Annotated in this window: 19 protein-coding genes; 9 read left to right on the forward strand and 10 right to left on the reverse strand. The window is 71.9% G+C overall.

The features are described from left to right. The first annotated feature begins 36 nt into the window (after positions 1-36). The 6 genes from Q3Y56_RS19585 (at position 37) to Q3Y56_RS19615 (ending at position 6,325) form a co-directional block, all read left to right on the forward strand. Positions 37-1,764, forward strand: coding sequence for a hypothetical protein (locus Q3Y56_RS19585; protein WP_304463181.1), 1,728 nt, complete (start codon positions 37-39; stop codon positions 1,762-1,764). Positions 1,765-2,819: 1,055 nt separating this feature from the next. Beyond that, positions 2,820-4,079 carry a hypothetical protein gene (locus tag Q3Y56_RS33550; protein ID WP_369696766.1) on the forward strand — a complete coding sequence of 420 codons (1,260 nt, stop codon included), beginning with the start codon at positions 2,820-2,822 and terminating at the stop codon, positions 4,077-4,079. A 330-nt stretch (positions 4,080-4,409) separates the two neighbouring features. Beyond that, positions 4,410-4,589 (forward strand): hypothetical protein, encoded by a 180-nt coding sequence (locus Q3Y56_RS19600; RefSeq protein ID WP_304463182.1) that lies wholly within the window; start codon positions 4,410-4,412, stop codon positions 4,587-4,589. Positions 4,590-4,806: 217 nt separating this feature from the next. Continuing rightward, positions 4,807-5,202: a BlaI/MecI/CopY family transcriptional regulator gene (locus tag Q3Y56_RS19605; RefSeq protein ID WP_304463183.1), complete on the forward strand. Its 396-nt coding sequence runs from the start codon at positions 4,807-4,809 to the stop codon at positions 5,200-5,202. A 22-nt stretch (positions 5,203-5,224) separates the two neighbouring features. Continuing rightward, positions 5,225-5,743, forward strand: coding sequence for an amino-acid N-acetyltransferase (locus tag Q3Y56_RS19610; RefSeq protein ID WP_304463184.1), 519 nt, complete (start codon positions 5,225-5,227; stop codon positions 5,741-5,743). A 246-nt stretch (positions 5,744-5,989) separates the two neighbouring features. Beyond that, positions 5,990-6,325, forward strand: a complete 336-nt coding sequence (locus Q3Y56_RS19615; protein WP_304463185.1) for an Lsr2 family protein — start codon at positions 5,990-5,992, stop codon at positions 6,323-6,325. Here the strand turns inward: Q3Y56_RS19615 and Q3Y56_RS19620 are convergent. Then, positions 6,256-6,849, reverse strand: coding sequence for an SCO3374 family protein (locus Q3Y56_RS19620; protein WP_304463186.1), 594 nt, complete (start codon positions 6,847-6,849; stop codon positions 6,256-6,258). The two genes, Q3Y56_RS19615 and Q3Y56_RS19620, sit on opposite strands and share 70 nt — an antisense overlap. Before the next feature lie 451 nt (positions 6,850-7,300). On the opposite strand from Q3Y56_RS19620, the gene Q3Y56_RS19625 reads away from it, so the two are divergent. Beyond that, positions 7,301-9,826, forward strand: a complete 2,526-nt coding sequence (locus Q3Y56_RS19625) for an ATP-dependent Clp protease ATP-binding subunit (protein ID WP_304463187.1) — start codon at positions 7,301-7,303, stop codon at positions 9,824-9,826. Positions 9,827-9,894: 68 nt separating this feature from the next. Here Q3Y56_RS19625 and Q3Y56_RS19630 read toward each other — a convergent pair whose 3' ends face one another. The 4 genes from Q3Y56_RS19630 to Q3Y56_RS19645 are packed head-to-tail and all read right to left on the reverse strand — an operon-like array spanning position 9,895 to position 16,125. Continuing rightward, positions 9,895-10,017, reverse strand: a complete 123-nt coding sequence (locus Q3Y56_RS19630; protein WP_304463188.1) for a hypothetical protein — start codon at positions 10,015-10,017, stop codon at positions 9,895-9,897. Beyond that, positions 10,014-12,893: an NACHT domain-containing NTPase gene (locus Q3Y56_RS19635; RefSeq protein WP_304463189.1), complete on the reverse strand. Its 2,880-nt coding sequence runs from the start codon at positions 12,891-12,893 to the stop codon at positions 10,014-10,016. Before Q3Y56_RS19635 ends, Q3Y56_RS19630 begins: the two co-directional genes overlap by 4 nt. Further along, positions 12,890-13,246 carry a trypco2 family protein gene (locus tag Q3Y56_RS19640; protein WP_304463190.1) on the reverse strand — a complete coding sequence of 119 codons (357 nt, stop codon included), beginning with the start codon at positions 13,244-13,246 and terminating at the stop codon, positions 12,890-12,892. Before Q3Y56_RS19640 ends, Q3Y56_RS19635 begins: the two co-directional genes overlap by 4 nt. Next, a complete protein-coding gene (locus Q3Y56_RS19645; protein WP_369696767.1) occupies positions 13,243-16,125 on the reverse strand; it encodes an NACHT domain-containing NTPase in 2,883 nt (960 codons plus the stop codon). The genes Q3Y56_RS19640 and Q3Y56_RS19645 overlap by 4 nt, the downstream gene beginning before the upstream one ends. Before the next feature lie 668 nt (positions 16,126-16,793). On the opposite strand from Q3Y56_RS19645, the gene Q3Y56_RS19650 reads away from it, so the two are divergent. After that, positions 16,794-17,549: a M23 family metallopeptidase gene (locus tag Q3Y56_RS19650; protein WP_304463191.1), complete on the forward strand. Its 756-nt coding sequence runs from the start codon at positions 16,794-16,796 to the stop codon at positions 17,547-17,549. Positions 17,550-17,562: 13 nt separating this feature from the next. Here the strand turns inward: Q3Y56_RS19650 and Q3Y56_RS19655 are convergent, their stop codons facing one another. Continuing rightward, entirely contained in the window at positions 17,563-18,141 is a 579-nt protein-coding gene (locus Q3Y56_RS19655) for a TetR/AcrR family transcriptional regulator (protein ID WP_304463192.1), read from the reverse strand. A gap of 144 nt (positions 18,142-18,285) precedes the next feature. Between Q3Y56_RS19655 and Q3Y56_RS19660 the strand changes: the two genes are divergently transcribed. Further along, entirely contained in the window at positions 18,286-19,899 is a 1,614-nt protein-coding gene (locus Q3Y56_RS19660; protein ID WP_304463193.1) for an MDR family MFS transporter, read from the forward strand. A 190-nt stretch (positions 19,900-20,089) separates the two neighbouring features. Here the strand turns inward: Q3Y56_RS19660 and cseC are convergent, their stop codons facing one another. The 4 genes from cseC to Q3Y56_RS19680 are packed head-to-tail and all read right to left on the reverse strand — an operon-like array spanning position 20,090 to position 23,424. Continuing rightward, positions 20,090-21,409: a two-component system sensor histidine kinase CseC gene (cseC, locus tag Q3Y56_RS19665; RefSeq protein ID WP_304463194.1), complete on the reverse strand. Its 1,320-nt coding sequence runs from the start codon at positions 21,407-21,409 to the stop codon at positions 20,090-20,092. Positions 21,410-21,428: 19 nt separating this feature from the next. After that, on the reverse strand, positions 21,429-22,136 hold the full coding sequence (cseB, locus tag Q3Y56_RS19670) for a two-component system response regulator CseB (RefSeq protein ID WP_304463195.1): 708 nt from the start codon (positions 22,134-22,136) through the stop codon (positions 21,429-21,431). A gap of 8 nt (positions 22,137-22,144) precedes the next feature. After that, positions 22,145-22,867: a hypothetical protein gene (locus tag Q3Y56_RS19675; protein WP_304463196.1), complete on the reverse strand. Its 723-nt coding sequence runs from the start codon at positions 22,865-22,867 to the stop codon at positions 22,145-22,147. Continuing rightward, a complete protein-coding gene (locus Q3Y56_RS19680; protein WP_304463197.1) occupies positions 22,855-23,424 on the reverse strand; it encodes a SigE family RNA polymerase sigma factor in 570 nt (189 codons plus the stop codon). Before Q3Y56_RS19680 ends, Q3Y56_RS19675 begins: the two co-directional genes overlap by 13 nt. Positions 23,425-23,667: the final 243 nt, after the last annotated feature.

The raw sequence follows: 23,667 nt of genomic DNA on the forward strand, positions 1-23,667 counted from the left end.
CATTGCGGTTCCGGTACGGGGAGAAGCGTGAAGTCCATGGGGCGCAGGAGAACGGCGACACAGGCGGCGGCCGCGGGGGCGGTGATCGCACTCGGCGCGGCCGCCGGTGCTCCGGCGGCGTTCGCCGACGGCGGAGTCACCGAGGCGTGGGCCGTCATCACCGCCCCGGGCCAGATCAACCTGGCCGGAAGCGGCCCGGTCGCCCCGTACGTGACGTACTCCTTCGCGGACGGCGGCGCCGAGGTGCCGCTGCCGACGAACGCCAAGTTCGTCATCGACGCCGGCGGCCTCAAGGGCGTCGCCACCATCAAGGCCAACCACAAGGACTGCACGGCGTCCGGCGCGGTCGTCACCTGCCTCGACGACGGCGGTCTGCGCGGCCCGTGGGAGGCGTTCACGCTGACGCCCGAGCCCGGTGCGAAGCCGGGGGCGCGCGGCACGATCACGTACGAGGTGACGGCGGACAAGGGGACCGGTGACACGGACTCGTCCACCGTGGTGGTGGGCTCCCCGAAGCTGGTCGCCGGCAAGCTGCCGGACAGCAAGGGCCTGAAGACCGGCGACACGGTCGACCTCCCCATCGCCGTACGGAACGACGGCGACCTGCCCGTCGAGCGCATCGAGCTGCGGCTGACCGGAGTTCCCGGCCTCACCTTCGCGAACAGGCCCAAGAACTGCTGGTTCGACGAGGAATACGACGGCCGCCCGGAGGCCCACTGCATGGTGGACGCCACCGTGGAGCCGGGCGCGTCCGCGAAGCTCGGCAACCCGCTGACCGTCAAGGTCACGGAGAAGGCGCTCGCCACCTGGGTCGACTTCTCGGCCGAGGCCGTGCCCGCGGGCACCAAGGATCCGCTGGGCGGCAAGCGGGGCACCGACGCCCCCCTCGCCTTCGGCCCGTCCGCCGGCGGGGAGTTCGAGACGAAGGCGGAGAGCACGGTCCGCCTCGACGCCGACCACCACGCGGACTTCGCCGCGCGGGGCGGTGTCATCGAGCCGGTGAAGCGGGAGCCCGCGACCGGCGTGCTCCGCTTCGGCCTGGACAACCACGGCCCGGCCGCCGCGTACCGCCGGGACGGCAAGCCGCTGCTGTACGCGGACGTCACGCTGCCCAAGGGCGTTACGGGCGCGTGGAACGAGCTGGACGAGGAGCCGGACGACGACACCAACGGCGCTTGCCTGACATACGTCGCCGAGGGGCGGACCAAGCCGTTCGAGCCGGGCCACAGCCGCTACCTGTGCCCCGAGGCGTCGAACGAGCTGCCGGGCGGGGGCCAGTCGTACGTCCTCGGCGTGAAGATCGCCAAGGGCGCGGACCGGAAGGCCGAGGGCGCCGTCAAGCTGGTGCCGGGCCCGGCGGGCTTCGACCCGCGCGACCCGGACGCGGACAACGACACCGCCGCGATCACCTTCAAGGACGCCCCGGACGACGACTCGGACGGCGCGTCGACGGGCGGCGGGAACGGCAACGGGGACGGGGACGGATCCACGGCCGGCTCGGACGACAACGGCAACGGCGACGGCGACGAAACGGACGCGGACGGCGACTCCGGCGACTCCTCCGACGGGTCGGGCTCCTCGGGGTCCTCCTCGGGCTCGGGAGGCTCCTCGGACTCCACCAGCGGCGGCTCTGACGGCGGCTCGCTGGCGCTCACCGGCGCGGGCGGCATCGGCCTGCTCGCGGGCGGCGCGGCGGCCGCACTGATCGCGGGCGCGGCAGCGGTAGCCACCACCCGCCGTCGCCGCCGCACCTCCACAACCTGACCGCAGCCTCGGGCGCCCCGGACCGCCCACCTCCCGCGCCCCGGGCCACGCCCACATGCCGCGGCCTGGGCCACGCCCACATGCCGCGGGCCGGGGTGCCCGGGGCCCCTCCTGGCCGGGGCGCCCCGGGGTCCCTCTCCGTCCGGGGGGGCACCGGGGACTGCCTTCCGGGAGGGCTCGCCCGGTGGTTCCCTCTCCGTCTGGGGGCGCCGGGGATTGCCTTCCGGGAGGGCTCGCCCGGTGGCTCCCTCTCCGTCCGAGGGGCGCCAGGGATTGCCTCCCGGCAGGGGCCGCCCGGTGGTTCCCTCCCCGCCCCGGGACGCCCGGGAGGGGCACCTCGGGGCGGTGTACGTACGCCGGCGGGGGCGCCCCGACGACCTGGCCGGGCGGGCACCCGCCCTCGCAGCCGCCCCCGGCTCGTGCCGCAGCCCCCGGCCGGATCGCAGGCCGTCCCGCGCCGCACCTGCGCCCGCCACCCGGCTCGCACTGCGCCCGCCACCCGGCTCGCACTGCAGCCGCCCCCGCCCGCGTAGCGTCCGCCCCGACGGCGGGGCGGGCTCCCGCCCCGCCGCAGCTGCCCCGCACCGGCCCCGCCCCGTAGCTCGCGCCGCAGCCGCCCTGCTCGGGTCACACCCGCCCGCTCCCGGGGCCCACGCCGCAGCTGCCCGCCACCTGGCTCGCTTCGCGGACGCCCCTCCCGCCCACGCCGCAGCTGCCCAGGCGGCCGCGGCCGGGCGGGCGCCCCGCGCCGCAGCCGCCCCCCCACCTGGCTCACTTCGCAGCCCCCGTCCGCGCCGCCCCCGCCCGCCGGAGCCCGCCCGCAGCTGCCCGCCACCCCCGCCTTGCGGGGCGTGTCGTCCGGCCCCGTTCACCCGCCTCGGGGGCCGCGTCACCCCCGCCCCGTTCACCCGCCTCGGGGGCCGTGTCGCCCCGCCCCTCCACCCGCATCCGGGGCCGCGTCAGCCCGCCCCGTCACCCACCCGCCGCGCGCGACATGCCACGCCCGACTTTAAGTGCTAAGCGGATTTTGTCCGGTTAGCACTTAAAGTCACCCCATGCCCACACCACATGGACCCCGCGGCGGAATGGCGTTCAGCGCGGACGAGCTGCGAGTGCTCAGACGCGCCCTCGCCATCGCCCTCCAGCCCCCCACCGTTCCCGCGCTGCCCGGCCCCAGCCGGACCGAGGAGGTCCAGGAGTGCCTGCGCCTCGCCCGAGCCGTGGACGCGGCGGTCCGCGAGGGCGGGCGGATGCGCGCCTTTCTCCTCGCCGACCTGGCCCGCTACCGCGCCGCCCTTCCCGGCGCCGCCCCCGGCTACGTCGATCATCTGCGGCGCGCGCTCGCGGCCGGATACCAGCCGTTGCCCGAGGACCTCGCCGCGCTGCGGCGGCTGTGCACCGCCCCGTCCGGTGCCGTCGAGCGGGCGCGGCGCCGCGCGCTGCTGAGCCAGTGCGAGCGGGTCGCCGAGCGGCGGGTGCGGGCCGTACTCGCGGACCGCCTGCCGGGGGTGACGGTGCCGAGCCCGGCGGACCACTCCGATGGGGCGGCGCCGAGCCCGACCGGTCGTCCGGTGGGAGCGCCACCCGCGGTGACCGGCCCCCTCCCGGGCGGCGCCCCGCACCGCGCCCCCGGCGCTCCGGCCGCGCACCCCGCCTTCGGCACCTCCGGCCCGCACCCGGCCCCCGGGACCTCCGGCGCCCCGCACCGCGCCTCCAGTCCCGCCCCGGGCGGCGTCCCGCACCCCGCCCCCGGCGCCCCGGCCGCACGTCCGGCCCCCGGCCTCCCGCACTCGGTCCCCGGCGCCCCGCACCCGGCCGTCGGCGTCCCCGGCTCGCACCGCGCCCCCGGCGCCCCGGCCGCGCACCCCGCCTTCGGCGCCTCCGGCCCGCACCCGGCCCCCGGCGCCCCCGCCCACCGCCGTTCGGCCCCGGCGCCCCGCTCCCGGACCGTTCGCCCGCTCCGCCCCGCGCGCGGCCGACTGCTGGCGCTGCCCGGCGGGCTGGCCGCCGCGCGGGTGCAGGGCGCCACGGAGAAGCCGGAGGAGGCGCCGCGCAGCGACCCCAAGCCCGAGCCGCGCAAGAAGCCGGAGGCGCCCGAGCGCAAGCAGCCGCAGCGCGGGCAGCCCGACCGCAAGCAGCCCCCCGGCCCCGGGCGGCCCGGCCGGGGGGCGCCGAGCCCCGGCAGGCCGGTGCCGACCCCGGCGGAGGTCTTCCCGCCCAAGCGCCGCCCCGCTCCGCCCGCCGGGGCCTGCCTCCCCCGGGGTGGGGGCGGCCCGGCCGCGGACGGGGGTGGCCTGGCCGCCCGCACGGCCTGACCGGCGACCGGCCCGGGGCCTGTCCCGATGCCCGGCCCCGATGCCCGACCCCGGGACCTGTCCCGATGTCCGGCCCCGATGCCCGACCCCGGGACCCGTCCCGATGACCGGCCTCGGGACCCAGCCTCAGAACCCGTCCCGATGACCGGGCCCGGGACACCAGCCCCAGGGCCCGTCCCGATGCCCAGTCCCTGGGCCCGTACCGACGCTCCCCCCCGGGGGCATCCCGACGCTCCCCCCCCGGGCCCGTCCCGACGCCCGGGGTCGGAGTCGGCCCCGTACGGGCGCCCCGTAATCTGGAAAGCCTCACGCAGAAGGAGGCCGCAGGCCATGGATTACGTCTCCGCGCTGGTCCCGCCGATCGTGATGGCGGTGGCCTTCACCGCGCTGATCGTGACGATCGTGAAGAGTCAGGGCGGCCCGAACAAGGCCAAGGAAGACGCCGCCGTGGACAGCGCGCTGGCCCGCGCCGAGGCGGCCCGGCAGTCGCAGGGCGCCGAACAGGCCTGAAGGGCCCCGGCCCCGGCCCGGCCCCAGCCACGACACCGGGCGCCGTCGGGCGCACGGAACAGCACGCGCGAAGCGCGTGAACGCACTTCAAGGGGCGCACACACAGGCGCACAAGCGGGCGTACGGGCCCGGCGATCCACACGCACGCCACCCCGTACGCCCGTTTCGCCGCCGAAATTGAACGGGCATTTGCGACATCTGCCACTATTATTCTCTTGTGCCTCGGCCATTGGGAGACCTCGAAGACGCGGTCATGACGCGGGTGTGGAAGTGGAACCGCCCGGTCACGGTCCGAGAAGTGCTGGAAGATCTTCGGCAGGAACGGTCCATCGCCTACACGACCGTGATGACGGTAATGGACAACCTGCATCAGAAGGGCTGGCTGCGCCGGGAAGAGTCGGGCCGGGCCTATCGATATGAAGCGGTCTCCACTCGCGCCGCCTACTCCGCCGCACTCATGAACGAGGCGTGGTCCGCCAGTGACAACCCCGCGGCGGCGCTCGTCGCGTTCTTCGGGATGATGTCCGAGCAGCAACGGGAAGCTCTCCGGGATGCCATGCGCGTCGTACAACTCGACGAGCCCGGCGAGAGCCCCGGTGAACAGCGCCGCTGACCCCTGACGATAGCGTCCGGCTATGTCCGCTGTATCAAAAGTCGTCACCGTCCGCCGAGCCCGGACCAGCGATGTCCGCGCGGTGCGCCGCCTCATCGACGCCTACGTCGTCGATCGCATCCTCCTCGACAAAGCGACCGTGACGCTTTACGAGGACATCCAGGAGTTCTGGGTCGCCGAGCGGGACACCGATGGCGAGGTGATTGCCTGCGGTGCGCTGCATGTCATGTGGGAAGACCTGGCGGAGGTCCGCACTCTCGCCGTCGACCCCGCCGTCAAGGGCACTGGTGTAGGCCACGCGGTCCTGGACAAGCTCTTGCAGACGGCGCGCTGGCTCGGGGTCCGGCGCATTTTCTGCCTCACCTTCGAAGTCGACTTCTTCGCCAAGCACGGGTTCGTCGAGATCGGAGAGACGCCGGTGGACGGTGATGTCTACAGCGAGCTGCTGCGTTCCTATGACGAGGGTGTCGCCGAGTTCCTCGGTCTCGAACGGGTGAAGCCGAACACCCTTGGCAACAGCCGGATGCTTCTGCAACTGTGATCGCGCGTCCTATGTCCGAATCGCTCCCTATCCCGGACCTCTGGAACAGAGGCTGCCCTCCCGGCTAACTCCTCACACTTCCCCCCGCGGCGGCCCCGAGGGCGTCCGCGGGGATGGGTCGAACCTTCCCGGGGGTTTGTGTTTTTCCGGGAAAAGCGGTTTCCTAATGCCCCGTACTGTATTTACTGGGGGGTGCCCTTGGAGAGCAGGTGTGCCTCCCCCCGGTTTTCTTGAAAGGAATCCCCCGTGGCCCAGAAGGTTCAGGTCCTTCTTGTCGACGACCTTGACGGCGGCGAGGCGGACGAGACGGTGACGTTCGCGCTGGACGGCAAGACCTACGAGATCGACCTCAACACCGCGAACGCCGACAAGCTCCGTGCGGCGCTGGAGCCCTTCACCAAGAGCGGCCGTCGCACCGGTGGCCGTGCCGCGACCGGCCGCAGCCGGGCGCGTGCCGGTGCGGGCAGCAGCCAGGACACCGCGAAGATCCGCGCCTGGGCGAAGGAGAACGGCTACGAGGTCAACGACCGCGGCCGTGTCCCCGCCACCGTGCGCGAGGCATACGAGAAGGCCAACGCCTGACGGCGCTGGGCACCCAGCAAACGGGCGCGGTGGCACTCGGTCGCCGCGACGCCCACCAGCCGTACGAGATCGGGGGCGCCCCCATCGCCCCCGACGCCTTCGCGCCGGCCCTGCCGGAAGCAGGTGGTCGGCAGCGCCGACTCCACGTCGCACCCCGGCTCGGGAGGCCGCACCCAGAAGGCGGCACTCTGTGAGCGGGGCCCCCACGTGCCCGGCGGGACGGGCGCGGCCATCCGGCCGCCCGATCCGAGAGCGGTCAGATCCAGCGGGATGCCGCCCCACTCCAGCCAGTCGAGCAGTCCCGGCAGCTCATCCGCGCTGCCCGCGGCCACCAGTAGCCGCATGCGGCGGCCCTCGACCGCGACCGGGCCGGTCCGCGGCACCCGGCGCAGCACCGCGCACCCCGCGTCGGCCGGCAGCTCCAGCACATCGAAGCGCACCCCCGTGAGCAGCTCGACGGGGGCGCTGCCGGTTGTGGGCCAGCCCAGCTCCCGCGCGTACCACCGCCGTACGGCATCAGTCATGTCCGGAACAACTTCCGGCGCGGCCGCGAGGTTACGCTTCGTACGCGCAGAGATGCGCAGCGTGGTGATAGTGGGGCGCCTGGGGGAGATGAGGGGGCGCAAGGTTGTTCGCTCGTAGCGGAGCGAACCGGTGCGCGCCGCATGGAGTGTCACTCCTTGCGGGTAAGACAGTCCTAGTGGGCGGGGGTGACCCCGCGTGTCGGGTACTCGGCGTTCGCCATCGGCGTACTGATGGCGGGCGTAGATGCCTGGCCTGCGGGAACATCGTCTCGCACCATCGAGTTGGAGCAGTTGTCGGCTGTTCGGGCAGGAGATTCCCCGCGGAAGAGGGGGTGATCCGGACGGGTGTCGGCAGTTGGAATGAGCTGTCCCGTGTTGCGGGACTAGCATGCGGAAGGACAGGGAGGGGATCGTCCCCGATCTTTCTGACCGCTCTGAGGAGCGATTAACGATGTTCGAGAGGTTCACCGACCGCGCGCGGCGGGTTGTCGTCCTGGCTCAGGAAGAAGCCCGGATGCTCAACCACAACTACATCGGCACTGAGCACATCCTCCTGGGTCTCATCCACGAGGGTGAAGGTGTCGCCGCTAAGGCCCTGGAGAGCCTCGGCATTTCGCTTGAGGCGGTCCGCCAGCAGGTGGAGGAGATCATCGGCCAGGGCCAGCAGGCCCCGTCCGGGCACATTCCCTTCACCCCCCGTGCCAAGAAGGTCCTGGAGCTGTCGCTCCGCGAGGCCCTCCAGCTCGGCCACAACTACATCGGTACGGAGCACATCCTGCTCGGCCTGATCCGCGAGGGCGAGGGCGTCGCCGCCCAGGTCCTGGTGAAGCTGGGCGCCGATCTGAACCGGGTCCGGCAGCAGGTCATCCAGCTGCTCTCCGGCTACCAGGGCAAGGAGGCCGCCACCGCCGGCGGTCCGGCCGAGGGCACCCCCTCGACCTCCCTCGTCCTGGACCAGTTCGGCCGCAACCTGACCCAGGCCGCCCGCGAATCCAAGCTCGACCCGGTCATCGGGCGCGAGAAGGAGATCGAGCGGGTCATGCAGGTCCTGTCCCGCCGTACCAAGAACAACCCGGTCCTCATCGGCGAGCCCGGCGTCGGCAAGACGGCGGTCGTCGAAGGACTGGCCCAGGCCATCGTCAAGGGCGAGGTGCCCGAGACCCTCAAGGACAAGCACCTCTACACCCTCGACCTCGGCGCCCTGGTCGCCGGCTCCCGCTACCGCGGTGACTTCGAGGAGCGCCTGAAGAAGGTGCTCAAGGAGATCCGCACCCGCGGCGACATCATCCTGTTCATCGACGAGCTCCACACCCTGGTGGGTGCGGGCGCCGCCGAGGGCGCGATCGACGCCGCCAGCATCCTCAAGCCGATGCTGGCCCGCGGTGAGCTGCAGACCATCGGTGCGACGACGCTCGACGAGTACCGCAAGCACCTGGAGAAGGACGCGGCCCTGGAGCGCCGCTTCCAGCCGATCCAGGTCGCGGAGCCGTCGCTGCCGCACACCATCGAGATCCTCAAGGGCCTGCGCGACCGGTACGAGGCGCACCACCGCGTCTCCATCACCGACTCCGCGCTGGTCGCGGCCGCCACCCTGGCCGACCGGTACATCTCCGACCGCTTCCTGCCGGACAAGGCGATCGACCTGATCGACGAGGCAGGCTCCCGGATGCGCATCCGCCGGATGACCGCGCCGCCGGACCTGCGCGAGTTCGACGAGAAGATCGCCGACGTGCGCCGGGAGAAGGAGTCCGCGATCGACTCGCAGGACTTCGAGATGGCCGCGGGCCTGCGCGACAAGGAGAAGCAGCTCCTCGCCGCGAAGACCAAGCGGGAGAAGGAGTGGAAGGCCGGCGACATGGACGTCGTCGCCGAGGTGGACGAGGAGCTGATCGCCGAGGTCCTGGCCACGGCCACCGGCATCCCGGTCTTCAAGCTCACCGAGGAGGAGTCCAGCCGCCTGCTCCGCATGGAGGACGAGCTCCACAAGCGCGTCATCGGCCAGAAGGACGCCATCAAGGCGCTCTCGCAGGCCATCCGGCGCACGCGTGCGGGTCTGAAGGACCCCAAGCGCCCCGGCGGCTCGTTCATCTTCGCCGGCCCGTCCGGTGTCGGTAAGACCGAGCTGAGCAAGACCCTCGCCGAGTTCCTCTTCGGCGACGAGGACGCGCTCATCTCGCTCGACATGTCGGAGTTCAGCGAGAAGCACACCGTCTCGCGGCTCTTCGGCTCCCCGCCCGGATACGTGGGCTACGAAGAGGGCGGCCAGCTCACCGAGAAGGTGCGCCGCAAGCCGTTCTCCGTCGTCCTCTTCGACGAGGTCGAGAAGGCCCACCCGGACATCTTCAACTCGCTGCTGCAGATCCTGGAGGACGGTCGCCTGACCGACTCCCAGGGCCGGGTCGTGGACTTCAAGAACACGGTCATCATCATGACGACCAACCTCGGCACCCGGGACATCTCCAAGGGCTTCAACCTGGGCTTCGCCGCCCAGGGCGACGTGAAGACCGGCTACGAGCGGATGAAGAACAAGGTCAACGAAGAGCTCAAGCAGCACTTCCGGCCCGAGTTCCTCAACCGTGTCGACGACACCGTCGTCTTCCACCAGCTGTCGCAGGAAGACATCATCCAGATCGTCGACCTGATGATCGCCAAGGTGGACGAGCGGCTCAAGGACCGCGACATGGGCATCGAGCTCAGCGGCGACGCCAAGAAGCTGCTCGCCAAGAAGGGCTACGACCCGGTCCTGGGCGCGCGTCCGCTGCGCCGCACGATCCAGCGCGAGATCGAGGACACGCTGTCGGAGAAGATCCTCTTCGGCGAGCTGCGCCCCGGTCACATCGTGGTCGTGGACACCGAGGGCGAGGGTGAGGAGAAGAAGTTCACCTTCCGCGGTGAGGAGAAGTCGGCACTGCCGGACACGCCGCCGATCGAGTCGGCGACGGGTGGGGCGGGGCCCAACCTGACTAAGGACGCGTAAGCGTCCGGATCGCGTGACGGGGGCGCCCCGGACCGTTCCTTCGGGAAGGGTCCGGGGCGGCTTCGCATTTATGTCCGTCTGCGCACCCTGAGGCGGTCGCCGAAGAGTTCGGCGCCGATGACGTGCAGGGTGTCGTTGGCCCCCGTGTTGATCGTCAGCACGAGATTCGGCAGGTCCGCCAGCGGCGTCACATCCAGCTCCTTATGCCCCTTTCCAGGAAGATGAGGGAGAGCTTGATGAGGGAGGGGAACGCCCGCCGCAGCTTGGTCACGTCGATTCCGTCCGACAGGCCCAGCAGGACAAGGTCGGAGACGCCCGGCAGGGTCTGATCCAGGTCGCGGAAGGCCTGCGGGCAGTTGAGCAGCCGCAGCTGGCGCAAGGCGGGTTGGTCGCGCAGGAAGGCGATGTCGGTGAGGTGGGGATTTCTGTGGAACGCCAGATGGCTGGGGGCGATCGCGGCGAGATGGCGGCGGAGCTCGGCCATCGGGAACGGTCCCTGGACGACGAGGCGGCTCAGCGGACCGATATGCCGCAGCAGAGGCAGTTCCTCACGGCGGCAGACCGTCAGCGACAGAACATCCAGCCGCAGCCGCGCCAGCACTTCGGTCGCGTAGGGTTCCGCCGGGTAGTTCAGCCACCACTGCGCCAGGCATTGGCGCACCCGTTCGCTCTCGCTGTCGGCGAAACGCCGCGCGTACGGGATCGCCTCGCGGCCGCCCAGCCTGCCGATGAGCGTGGCCACCCGCCATGCCGCCGGTTCGTCCAGACCGCCCGGCCCGGGAAGGTGGGGCAGCAGGCCCGGCCCCAGGAACATCAGCCGGCCCAGTGACTCGGAGGACGGGGGCAGCATCGCGCGGATACGGTCGTCCACCGCCTGCCGCACGTCGTCGGCCAGCACCACCGTGTCCAGGGCGCAGCGCGCGGCGAGGATGTGCAGCTTCTCCCGCTTCTCGACTCTCGCCGGGACGGCATCGCCCTGCTCGATGAGGCCCTCGATCAGCTCCCCCAGTTCAGCGGGTCGGCAATGGCCGACGGCCATCAGGATGACGTCCTGCCACTGCTCGTCGCCCGCGTGCCGCAGCAGCTCCTTCAACCCTCCGCTCTCCACCAGGGCCTTGGCGGCCAGGTAGTCCTGAAAGGTGCGGTGGATGAACTGGACGCAGCCGTCGCCGCGTTCATGGAGCAGGCCGCTGCGGTTGAGCAGATGCGTCAGTACAGCGGCGGGGGCGCCCTGGTCCCGTACGCGCGGCATCAGCCGCATCGCCAGCGTCAGTTGGCCCTCTGCCTCGGCCCGGGACAGCTGGGCCTGCCCGCCCCGTACCAGCCATACCGCGATGGTCTGGAGCAGCTGCTGGTGCTCCTCCACGCCCATCCGTATGCCCTCGGGCGTGCAGATCCGGCGCTGGTTGTCCCGGTCGCCCAGCAGCATGGACAGCGTGGCCCGGTACAGCTCCCAGCGGGTCTCCGGCAGCAGGCCGCCCCGGCGGCGGTGCAGGGCGCAGATGACCGCGCAGAGCAGGGGCGTACCGGCGAGCGCTCGCAGTGCCGCGTTGCGGGAGAACTTCTGCTTGAGGTCCTCCTCCAGTTCCGCCAACTCCGACTGGTCGGCGGAACCCAGACGCGCGGCGCGGTGCCAGGCGGCGACGAACGCCTGGATGTCCTGCTCGCGCATGGACAGCAGCTTCAGTTCCTCGAACCGCTCCGAGCGCAGCCAGTCGGCGTCGACCGCCCCGGGCCGCACGGTGACCAGGCACCGGGTCTGCGGGTAGAGGGCGAGCAGCTCCGACAGCCAGGCGTGGGCCTCCGCGCGGTCCGAGGCGGGCACCTCGTCCAGCCCGTCCACCAGGAGAAACGCACGGCCGGAGACCAGTACGCGGCGGGCCCAGCCTTCGGGCGGGTCGTCGGCGAGGACGCCCGCCACGCTCGGCAGCCGCGCGGGCGCGGGGAAGCCGCCGCCCTGCGCGCGCAGAGCGCGCATGGGCACCACGAACGGCACCAGGCCGTCCAGCGCGGCCAGCTCCGGGCCCAGCGTGCCGCAGGCGGTGTGCGCGGCCAGCCACCACACCAAGGTGGTCTTTCCGGCTCCCGCCTCGCCGCGCAGCAGAACCCGGGGCCGGTCGGCCAGGAGGTCATGGACGCGGCCAGGCTGGGTCTGGGGCCAGACCGGGCCTTCTCCGGGCTTCTGCCCGCGAGGCGGCGATTCGGCCTCAAGGGCGAGGTACGCGGTGTCCAGGTCCCACGTGGTGTCACTCGGGCTGAGTGCGTCGACCCCGAAGAGCCGGGTCTTGCCGTAGCGGGCGCGCAGCGCGCGGGCGTACTCCTCCTCGAAGAGGTGGTCGTGCGGGTGGACGTCGGTGACCTCCGACCACTGCGCCAGCAGTTGACCGACTCCCCCCGTGATCAGGTGGTGCGTGCGAGAGCCGACCCCTGGAGGTTTGGCGGAGGAGTACGGCCCGTCGCCGTCCAGCTGGTAGAAGACCGAGGCCACGGGGACGGCCTCCAGCCGCCGGTGCAGCCGCCCGCGCGGGACCTCCTTGACGATGCCGAGCAGCACCGGGCCCGCGAAGACCGGGGCGCCGGACAGCCCCTCGTACGCCGAGCCGCCGTCCTCCGGTTCCGCCACCGCTCCGCGCGCCGTCTCGAAGACCAGGATGTCGCGCAGCGCCCCGGCCAAAGGCAGCACGCTGCCCTCGTACTGGTCGTACTCGATGTGCCCCTGCGCGCCGTAGCGCTGAACGGCGGGAAAGCCGACGATCTCGCAGTGCGGCAGCGGAGCGTGGGTCGCGAGCCTGCCCAGGCGGATCCGGCCGAGCCGGGCCGTATCCGCCGCGCTGAGCAGGGGGTACGCGCTGTACAGCACCGCAGCGTCCAGCCGTTCGTCCAGCCAGGCGACCTTGCACGGCACATCGTCGGCGCGGGACGGATGGGCCACCGACACGGCGCGGCGGCCCGCCACCACATGGGCGCTGGTCATGGCGGTCCGCTCGGTGAGCAGGACACCGCTTCCCTGGCCGTCCGCCGTGAGGACGACGACGGCGCGGTCGGCGGGCCGGAGCGTGGCGCTCACGAGTCACCCGCCCCCGCGCCGCGACCGAAGCGGTCCGTGCCGCCCTGCGTCGGGCTGCGGACGCGCCATGGGCTGCCGGTGCGGGCGTCCCTCGCCTTCAAGGTGAAGGAGACCTTGTGGGCCCGGGTCTCGGACCGCGTGTGGTCGGCGCCCGCGTCCACCACCCACGCCTTCACCCGGCCGCCGCCCTTGGTCTCCTTGCGGAGCTCGACCGTGAACTCCATGCCGATGTCGCCCACTTCGAAGACCACATCCGCGCCCACCGCGCGGGCTGCCGCCTCCAGCAGCTCGTCGCGGACGGCCTGGACGGCGTCGGCGAGTTCGATGTGTTCGTCGTCGTGTCCGTTGCTCACGCCGGGAGTCCCGTCCGCCTCGGTAGCTTGCTGTGGAGGGTGATCTCGATGCCGTCCAGCCGCTCCGAGCCGGTCACGTCCGCGCGCGCGATCGACACCGTCTCCAGATCGGTGAGGGCGGCCAGTGGGGCCAGGTCGATCCGGCCTTCGTCGGGGCTGCTGCGGAACGCCACCCGCAGATGGCGGAGGCGGGGGAAGCATCGCGCGATGGCGTGAACGTCCAGCTCCGGGTGGTAGACGTCGAGTTCGAGCCAGGTGAGGCGCGGGAGCGGGGCCACGGGTAGCTGCGTGCCCGGCAGGGTGAGGCGCAGCTGCTCCAGGGTGGTCAGCCGCTCCAGCCCCCGGGGCAGCCTTCGGGGCGCGGGCGGGGCCCAGTCCAGGCTGTGCAGGGACAACGCGGTCAGTGGCGACAGGTCGGTGACCGCGCCGCACCGGGTGAGGACAAGGGCGCGTAGCCCCTGGACGTGGTCCAGGCAGGCCAGGTCGGAGACGGCGGCGTTCCTGTCCAGCCGCAGATGGGTGAGTGCGCCGGGCGGGAGGTGGTGCTGGATGGTGTCTTCGGTGAAGTCACCGCGCAGCATCAGCATCCGGCAGCCGTCGGCGAGCAGCCGCCGCGCGTGCTCCTCGGTTTCCGCCGCGAAGTACAGGTCGTCCGGCGCGAGGCGGGAGACCACCTCGTCGTAGTAGCGCTGTGTGTCGAAGCGCGCCCAGCTCGACGCGAGTTGGGAGCGCACCGGCAGGAAGGGGTGGCGGACGAACTGCCGCAGGTAGGGGATGGCCGCGTCGGTGGGTACGTGGGTCGCTGCGATCACGCATGCCTCGGCTGCGTAGTCGATCGCTTCGCCCTCGCTCGTGAACGGGCTGTCTGTCCTCGTGAAAGCCGTCACTCTGTCAGGCAACTCAACCAGGGACGGCAGTAGTTCCAGGGCCAGTGGTCCCACCTCGGCCAGCTCGCGGGCCGCTGGGGCGCCAAGCGGCGGGACGACGAAGGCGAGGCGGTCCATGACCGCGTCGCGGACGGTCGGGTCGAGGTCCGGCGCGTGCTCCAGGCAGGCCGCGGCCAGCAGCAGGAGGCGGAGCGACGCGGGTTCACCGGGCCGGGCGCCCCGCTCCAGCAGCCCGTTCAGCAGATCCGCCCGCTCACGAGGCCGGGCGTGCGCCACCGCCATCCGGATCACGTCCTCCCACTGGGTGTTGTGGGAGTTGTTGACCAGCAGCCCGAAGTCCCCGTGCTCCACCGCCGCCTTCGCGCCCAGGTAGTCCTGGAAGGTCCGGTGTACGAACTCCACCGCCCCGGCCGTGGGTTCGCGCAGCACGCCGCTGCGCAGCAGCAGGTGGTCCAGGACCTGCGGCGCGCCGCCGAGCGCCTGGGCGGCGGGTACGTTCGGCAGCGCGTCGGCGACGATCCGTTCCGCCTGCTCGCGGTCCAGCTCGGCCTGGCCGTTGCGGATCAGCCAGTACGCGAGCCGCTGGAGGAGCTGGATCTGCGGCTCCTCGTCCAGTTGCGGGTCCCCGGGCGCGTAGACGTGCCGTTCGGTGTCCCGGCGGGTGAGCAGCATGGACAGCGCGGCGTCGTACAGCGCCTTGCGGCCGGGCGGCAGATAGCCGCGGCGGGACCGGTGCAGGGCGCAGATCAGGCCGCACATCAGGGGGTTGGTGGCGAGCCTGGCCAGGTCCTGCTTGGTGGTGACGGCGGCGAGCAGCGCCTCCTCGTATGCGTCGAGGGCGGCCCGTTCCTCGTCGTCCCGGCAGGTGGTCCGTACGGCGTCGTGCCAGCGGCCGATGAACGCCGTGACCTCGTCGCGGCCCATCGGGGAGAGCGCGAACTCCGTGAAGCCCTGCGCGGCCAGCCAGTCGTCGGCGACGGCGGAGGGGCGCGAGGTGACGAGCCACAGGTTGCCGGGGTAGGCGATGAGCAGGTCGTCCAGCCAGGCGCGGGTGCGCTCCCGGTCGCGGTCGGGGATCTCGTCGATGCCGTCGACGAGCAGGACGCCGCGCCGGGCCGACAGCACGCGGTCGGCCCAGCCGGGCGGCTGGGCGCCGTGCAGCGGGTTGCGGACGGCGGCCAGCAGGCGGTCGGGGGTGGGCAGGCTCTCCTGGCGGGCGATGGTGCGCAGCGGAAGGACGAAGGGTACGCGGCCGATCAGCTGCTCCAGTCCGGGGGCGGGGCGTTGCCCGGCGGTCGCGACCGCCAGCCACTGGACGAGCGTCGTCTTGCCGGAGCCGGCGCCGCCGCGGAGCAGCACCCGGTCGTGGCCGGACAGGGCCTGGTCGGCGGGGCGCGGCGCGGCCTCGGCGGCGGGCTCGGACTCGCCGGCCCGGGGTATCGCCTCCAGGCTCAGATAGGCGGCGTCCAGCGGCCAACTGGTCTCGGCCCGGGGCAGGTCGACGCCGACGATGGAGAGGATGCCGTACTTGTCGGTGACGTACTTGGCGTAGCGGCGCTCGAAGCCGGCGTCCTCGGCGGACTGCGACGGCAGACGGCCGATCAGAACGTCGACTTTCGTGATGAGTTCGTAGAGCTGGTCGCTCTGCGCCACCAGGGTGCGGGCGACGAACGTCGAGCGCTGGGTGAAGAAGTGGAGGATGTGCAGGCAGGCGGTCTCCAGCAGGCGGTCGTAGAGGCCCTCCGCGTCCTCGCTGAGCCTGGTGAGGAGGTAGAAGCGGTTAGGCGGCCCCTGCCCGTGATCGTTCGGTCCCCGGCTGCCTCTGAGCTCCCAGGCCAGCCGCTGCGGCCCCAGCGCTACGGCCTGGACATCCTCCATCTCCAGCTCGCCCAGGCAGAGCAGGGTCTCGGCCAGGAGCTCCGCGACCCTCTCGTCCTCATCCGCGTGGCACGGCCGCTCGCCCGGCCCCGCCGCCGCCACCGCCTGCTCCACCAGCTTGGCCGCCAGCTTCCGCAGGTCCTTCTCCGTAAGAGTCCGCTTCTCCCCTTGAACGAGACCAGGGACGAGATGCGGACCGGCTTGTCGACCAGCCCCGCGCCCGCCCCCTCTCTCACGAACAGTTTCCTGACCAGCGGTGCGACCGCGGTCGATGCCAGACGTGCGCCGATGACTGCCGGATCCACGCCGGACAGGCTACCGCCGGAGCGGGGGCCGTTGGTCCCGAACCGGACATGTGGAAAGTCCCGTCAGAAAGGCGTCGATCTTATGTCCCGGTGACATGCGGCACAGGCCTTTTCCGGTCTACTAGCCGGAATAGGGGGCGGCGAGTGAAAGGGTTCGGGACTTTCGGCCCTGGGTGCCCGGGACTTTGGTCCGGGAGGGGTTCGGGACGGCCTCTCTGATTCTTGTTTGCGCAGGTCAGCGCCGCCACGGGCAGGTGTCTCTCATACCTCAGGAGGACGTCGAATCCGACTATTCGGTGATGTCCCCCGTCGTCAGGAGGTCTTATTTCCCCGACTCTCGCTACGACCTCGGCTAGTAGCAGCGCCTGTTGGCGACCGGGCAATCCCGGGTTACCAAGGAATGGCCATCCCGGCGCGCCGCACCGCGTCTCCGGGATGCATTCATGTTCTGGCGGTCGTCCCGAGAGGCAGTTGTAGATGACGAAGCACACCACGACCCGTACCGCGCGCACGTCGGCCCTGCGAACCCGCGCCGCCGTTGTGGCCGCGGGCCTGGGGGCGTCGGTCGCGCTGGGGGCCGGGGTGGCGCTCGCCGCGGACGCTGACGCTTCCCGGACGACCATGCTGGCGGCCGCCTCGGCGAGCGTCGCCGACGACGTGCGGGCCCAGGCCGACACCCAGGCGCGGGCCGCCGCCAAGGACGCCGCCGCGAAGCGGGCCGCCGCCGACCGGGCCGCGAAGCAGGCCAAGGATCGTGCCGCGGCCAAGAAGAAGGCGTCGCGTGGCGCCCCGCGTCCCGCGGTGCGGAGCACCAGCGACTGGACCTCGCCGCTGCACTCCTACGTGCTCGGCTCGACCTTCGGCCTCGCCGGCGACCGCTGGTCGAACAGCCACAGCGGTCAGGACTTCGTCGTGCCGACCGGTACCTCGGTGAAGGCCGCCCACGGGGGCGTCGTCGTCAAGGCGGGCCCGAACGGCGGCGGTGACGGGCCGGCGTACGGCAACGCGATCGTGATCCGGCACGGTGGCGCCACCTACACCCAGTACGCGCACCTGTCGCAGGTCAAGGTGCACGTCGGCCAGACGGTGGGCAAGGGGCAGGAGATCGGCCTGTCCGGCAGCACCGGCAACTCCACCGGCCCGCACCTGCACTTCGAGGTCCGTACGACGCCGAACTACGGCACGGCGGTCGAGCCGCTGAAGTTCCTGCGCGGCCACGGCGTGGGCATGTGAGCACCGGAGTGCCTCACCGGGACCGGTGAGCCTCCGTAAGCAGATCGAGGGCGACCTCGAGGACGGCCTTGCGCTTGTCCTCGGCGTCGCCCTCGATGTCGTGCAGTGCCATCAGCCCCACGTGCATGGTGAACATCGCGGCCGTGGTGCGGACGTGGTCGGTCAGTGCCGCGTCCGGCGCTCTGAGCAGGTCGGACAGGGTGACCAGCCGCTCCTTGAACGCTCCGCCGATGCTCAGTTCCCGTACGGTCGCCTGGTTCTCCTGCAGGAAGCGGAAGACCGGGGTGGCGTCGGCCAGCGCCTCGCTGTAGCGGCGCAGCAGTTCTTTCTTGGTCTCCAGGGTGCGCGGCTGGGCCTGGCCCCACTCGATCAGCTCGTCCAGCAGCCGCCCGAGGTCCTCGACCACGCTGAGGACGATGTCCTCCTTGGTCTTGAAGTGGTAGTACAGCGCGGCCTTGGTGACCTCCAGCCGCTCGGCGATCTCGCGGAGCGAGGTCTTGTCGTAGCCGCGCTCGGTGAAGAGTTCCAGGGCGACGTCCTGGATGCGCTGGCGGGTGTCCCCCCGGCCTCGGTGCGGCTGCGCGCTGGCCACGATGCCTCCCACTTACTTACTTGACGACCGGCTAGTGGCCGCTCTACCGTCCCCAGTGTACGCAACTAGCCGGTCGGCAAGTAAGTCCGGCGCCGGTGTTGTCGCCCGTACGCGCACCCGGTCACGTCTCAGGGGGAATACCGCATGTCGGATGAACAGCCGCAACAACAGCTGCAACAACAGCCGCGCAACGTGCGCCTGATCATGTTCGCGCTCATGATGGCGATGCTGCTCGCCATGCTGGACAACATGATCATCGGCACCGCGATGCCGACGATCGTCGGGGAACTCGGCGGCCTGGACCACCTCTCCTGGGTCGTCACCGCCTACACCCTCGGCACCGCGGTCTCCACACCGCTGTGGGGCAAGCTCGGCGACATGTTCGGGCGGAAGGGCATCTTCCTCACCTCGATCGTGGTCTTCCTGGCCGGCTCCGCGCTCTCCGGCATGGCGCAGAGCATGGGGCAGCTGATCGGCTTCCGCGCCGTCCAGGGCCTGGGCGCCGGTGGTCTGATGGTCGGCGCGTTCGCGATCATCGGGGAGCTGATCCCGCCCCGCGAGCGCGGCAAGTACCAGGGCATGATGGCCTCCGTCATGGCCGTCGCCACCGTCGGCGGACCGCTGGCCGGCGGCGCCATCACCGACCACCTCGGCTGGCGCTGGAGCTTCTACATCAACCTGCCGCTCGGCGCCGTCGCGCTGGCCATGATCACGACCGTGCTGCACCTGCCCGCTCGCCGCTCCCGCGCCCGTATCGACTACGCGGGCGCCGCCCTGCTGGCCATCGGCATCACCTCGCTGGTCCTCATCACCACCTGGGGCGGCAACGAGTACGCCTGGGGCTCCGCGCAGATCATCGGGCTCGCCGTGCTGGGCGTCGCCGCCCTCGCCGCCTTCGTGGCCGTGGAGCGGCGGGTCGCCGAGCCGGTCCTGCCGCTGCACATCTTCGGCAGCCGCAACTTCTCGCTCATCACCCTGATCGGCTTTCTCACCGGCTTCGTGATGTTCGGCGCGATGACCTTCCTGCCGCTGTTCCAGCAGACCGTGCAGGGCGCCTCCGCCACCAACTCGGGTCTTCTGCTGCTGCCGATGATGCTCGGCCTGACGCTGCTGTCGCTGGTCGCCGGACGCGTCACCACCCGCACCGGCCGCTACAAGATCTTCCCCGTGGCCGGTGGCGCCCTCATCACGGCCGGGCTGCTGCTGCTCGCCCAGATGGACACCGGCACCAGCCGCGTCACGTCCGGCCTCTACATGGCGGTGCTCGGCGCGGGCATGGGCCTGCTGATGCAGGTCACCCTGCTCATCGCGCAGAACAGCGTCGAGATGAAGGACATGGGCGTCGCCAGTTCCGCCGCCACGCTCTTCCGCACGATCGGCAGCTCCTTCGGCGTCGCGCTCTTCGGCGCGATCTTCACCCACCAGGTGCACGACACGATGGTCGGGCGGGCCGGTGAGAAGGCCGCGGACATGACCTCGGGCGGCGCCCAGATGGACCCCGACAGCATCGCCGAGCTGCCGGCCGCGATCAAGGACGCCTACCTGCACGCCGTCTCCGACGGCACCCACCAGGTCTTCCTGTGGGGCACGCTGATCAGCTTGATCGGCTTCGCCGCCGCCTGGTTCATCAAGGAGATCCCGCTGCGCGGCAGCGAGCCGAAGCCGGGCCCTGACGGGCGGGAGGCGAGCCCCGCCGGGCCGGAGGCCGACCAGGACGCGGCCGAGCCCGTCCCGTCGGGGACGGCCGAACGCGCCTGACGGGCCGCCGCCGAGGTCCGGGCACGGGCCTCGGCCCGGTGCGTGGCTGACCGTCTCAGTCCGGTGCGGACCGCAGCTCGGTGCGGGCCTCAGTCCGGTGCGGGCCTCAGCCCGGTGCGTGGCCGACCGTCTCAGTCCGGTGCGGGGCTCAGCCCGGCGCTGGACGGGCGATCGGCCCTCGTCGGCCGCCTCAGTCCGGTACGTGGATCACCGGGAAGCTGCCCGTGTTGGTCGGCGCCGACTCCGGGAGCCACAGCACCGCCACCGCGCCCTCCCGGCCCTCGGCCAGCGGTTCGGCGTTGCGGAAGGTCAGGCGGGCGCCCAGCACGCGCGCCTGACCGGCCGCGATGGTCAGCCCCAGCCCGTGGCCCTTGCCCGCCCGGTCCTTGCTGCCCGTACGGAACCGGCTCGGCCCGTCCTTCAGCAGCGTCTCCGGGAAGCCGGGGCCGTGGTCGCGGACCCGCAGCACCCGGCCCTCCACCGTCACCTCGAACGGCGGCTTGCCGTGCCGGGCGGCGTTGGCCAGCAGGTTGCCCAGGATCCGCTCCAGCCGCCGCGGGTCGGTGCTGACGTGCGCGTCCCGCAGCACCGTCACCGTCGCGTCCGGCGCCGCCACCCGCACCCGGCGCACCACGAACTCCGCCAGGTCGATCTCCTGGAGCTCCGCGCGCTCGGCGAACCCGTCGAGTCGGGCGACCTCCAGCACGTCCTCGACCAGGGTGCGCATCGCCTGCGCCCGGTCCCGTACCAGCTCGGTGGGGCGGCCCGGCGGCAGCAGCTCGGCGGCCGTGAGCAGCCCCGTCACCGGGGTCCGCAGCTCGTGCGCGATGTCCGCGGTGACCCGCCGCTCGGCCTCCAGCCGCTGCTGGAGCGCCTCGGCCATGCCGTCCACCGCGCGCGCCAGATCGTCGGTCTCGTCCCGTACCCGGCCGCCGATCGCCTCCCGGACCCGTACCTCGGAGTCGCCCTCGGCCAGCTTGCGGGCCGCCATGGCGGCCTTGCGCAGCCGCCGCGAGAGCTGGTCGCCGATGAGCACGCCCAGCGCGATGCCGCCGAGCACCACCGACACCGAGCCGATGATCAGCGCCCGGTCCAGGTCCTTGAGCACCTCGAAGCGGTCCTCGAAGCGCTCGTGCACCGACAGCGTCCGGCCGTCGGGCAGCGGGACCGACGCCCACACCTCGGGGGCGCCGGAGCCGGAGTCCTGCAGATAGGTGGCGCGCTGGTCCTTCGCCGTCGCCTTCTTCAGGGCCGTCGGCAGCCGCGCGTCGTTGATCTTGGCACCGAACTGGGCGATGCCCGTCTTCTCGAACGACTTCTGCGCGGCCACCACGCGCTCGTCCATCACGTCGCGGCTCATGTTCAGCATCGAGACCCGGGCGGCGTTGTGCACCACCAGGCTCAGCGCCACGGCGACCAGCGCGCTCACGGCGGCGATGGCGATACTGACCTTCCACCGCAGGCCGGAGCGGAACCACCGCGGGCCGGAGCGGCTCACGCGTCTGCTCATCGCGTTCCTCGCTCCTCGGTCACGGCTTGAGTTTGTAGCCGAAGCCGCGGACCGTCTCGATCCGGTCCTGGCCGATCTTGCCGCGCAGTCGCTGCACATGGACGTCGACGACCCGGGTGTCACCACCCCAGCCGTACTCCCACACCCGCTCCAGCAGCCGGTCGCGGGACAGGACGGTGCCCGGCGCCGCCGAGAACTCCAGCAGCAGCCGCATCTCGGTCGGGGTCAGCGCCACCGTCCTGCCGCCCTTGCGCACCTCCATGCCCTCCGGGTCGACCTCCAGGTCGCCGAAGCGCAGCACCCCGTCCCCGTCGTCCTCCGGCTCGGCCGCCTGCCCGGCCCCGCCCGGCCCGCTCGCGTGCCCGAAGCGGCGCAGTACGGCCCGGATGCGGGCGACCAGCACCGTCACCTCGAACGGCTTGGTCACGTAGTCGTCGGCGCCGGCCTCCAGGCCGAGCACGACGTCGATGGAGTCGGCCCGCGCCGACAGCATGATCACCGGAACGGTCGACTCGTCGCGGATCCGGCGGCACAGGCTCACCCCGTCCAGGCCCGGCACCATCACATCGAGCAGCGCGATGTCGGGCCGGTGCGCCCGGAACGCCTCGAGGCCGGACAGCCCGTCCGGCGCGGCCGTCACCACGAAGCCGTCCCGCTCCAGAGCGAGCTGGGTGGCTTCGCGGATCACGTCGTCGTCCTCGACGAAGAGGACATGGGTTTCGGCCACCGCCGCTGTCAGCCTTCCGTTCCGTCGCCGACCGTGGGCCGGTCTTCCTCGCCGTCCCCGTTGCTGTTGTAGTCCGTGGTCCACCGCTTGGTCTCTTCGAACCGGTTACGGTCCGCCGACCACTGGTAGACGATCTGCTCCTCGCCGCTGGGAGCGTCCACGGAGGCGTCCGCGGCGTAGAGCTGCTTGTAGACGTGCAGTTCGCCCTTGCCGACGGGGTCCGCGAAGAGCGGCGCCTGCTCCTCGTCCGCGAAGACGTTCTCGTACGTGTCGCCGTGCTTGCGGTAGACGTACGCCCCGATCCCCATGCCGTCACCGCAGGTCAGCACGTTGACCACGATATCGGTCCGCGCGGAGCCGGTCAGCGCGCCGTACGTCCAGTCCACCGGGTACTTGTCGCCCTCGCACGGCTTGAGGCTGTCTTTGAGCTCGGCGTTGACCTTCGGGTCGGCCTTCACCAGCTTCACCAGCTCGACCGCGTTCATCTTCTTGGGGCGCGCGCCGCCGGTCGGCTTCGGCGAGGCCGATGCCTCGGCCGTGGGCTCACTGCCGTAGGAGTCCGGGGCCGAGCCGGAGCCCTTCGCGGTCTGCGCCTGCCCCTCGTTGCGTACCCCGTCGCTGTTGAAGTCGCAGCCGCCCAGCACCAGGCCGCCGGCGGCGACGAGCGCGACGAGGGAACCGCCCGTGAGCAGGGCGGTCTTGCCGGGAACGGCCTGGATCAGGCCGCGCACCGCTCCTGCTTCCGTTCGTCGGACGCGTGCCGTTCGCCGGACATGCGACCGCGGAGGGCGCGCTCGTCCAGGTTGCGGTTCTCCAGCTCCTGCCGGAGCCGGGCCAGCGCACGGTGCAGGGTGCTCTTGACCGTACCGGTGGACATTCCCAGGGCCTCCGCCGTCTCCTCCGTGCTCATCTGCTCCCAGTGTCGCAGCACGACGACACTGCGCTGCTTGGGAGCGAGGACGCCGAGGATGTCCATCAGCAGCGCGCGGTCCGCGTGCTGCTCGGTGCTGTCCTCGACACGGGCGTCGGGCAGCTGCTCCGTCGGCACCTCATCGAGCTTACGGGCCCGCCACCACTCCGTACGAGTGTTGATCATCACCCGGCGCAGATAGGCGTCGGCGAGGGACTTGTCGGCTATGCCGTCCCAGCGGCCGTAGGTGCGCACGAGAGCGGTCTGGAGGAGGTCCTGTGCCTCGATCGGGTCCGGGACCAGTCGGCGCGCACTGCGCAGCAGCGCGTCCTGCCGGTTGCGTACGTACTCCTCGAAGTCCAGCACCTTGCCGCTCATGTCGCAGCCTCCATTCCGCTCGTTCCCCACGTTGTGTGCCGCCGGTCTTCTGCGGCGCGATGAGGAACTTACGGAGGCGCTGTTGCGGCATTGCGTACGGAAGGACTGCGGCCGTCGCACAGCCAGCCATAGATTGTGTAACAGCCGGGGCGGGAGCGAAGGACTGTTCTGGACGGGTGCGGGGACTGTCACAGGCGTGTCACAAACGGGGCCCCGCGGGGCCGGGTCGAGCCGGACGGCGGT

Source organism: Streptomyces sp. XD-27 (assembly GCF_030553055.1).
Classification (GTDB): domain Bacteria; phylum Actinomycetota; class Actinomycetes; order Streptomycetales; family Streptomycetaceae; genus Streptomyces.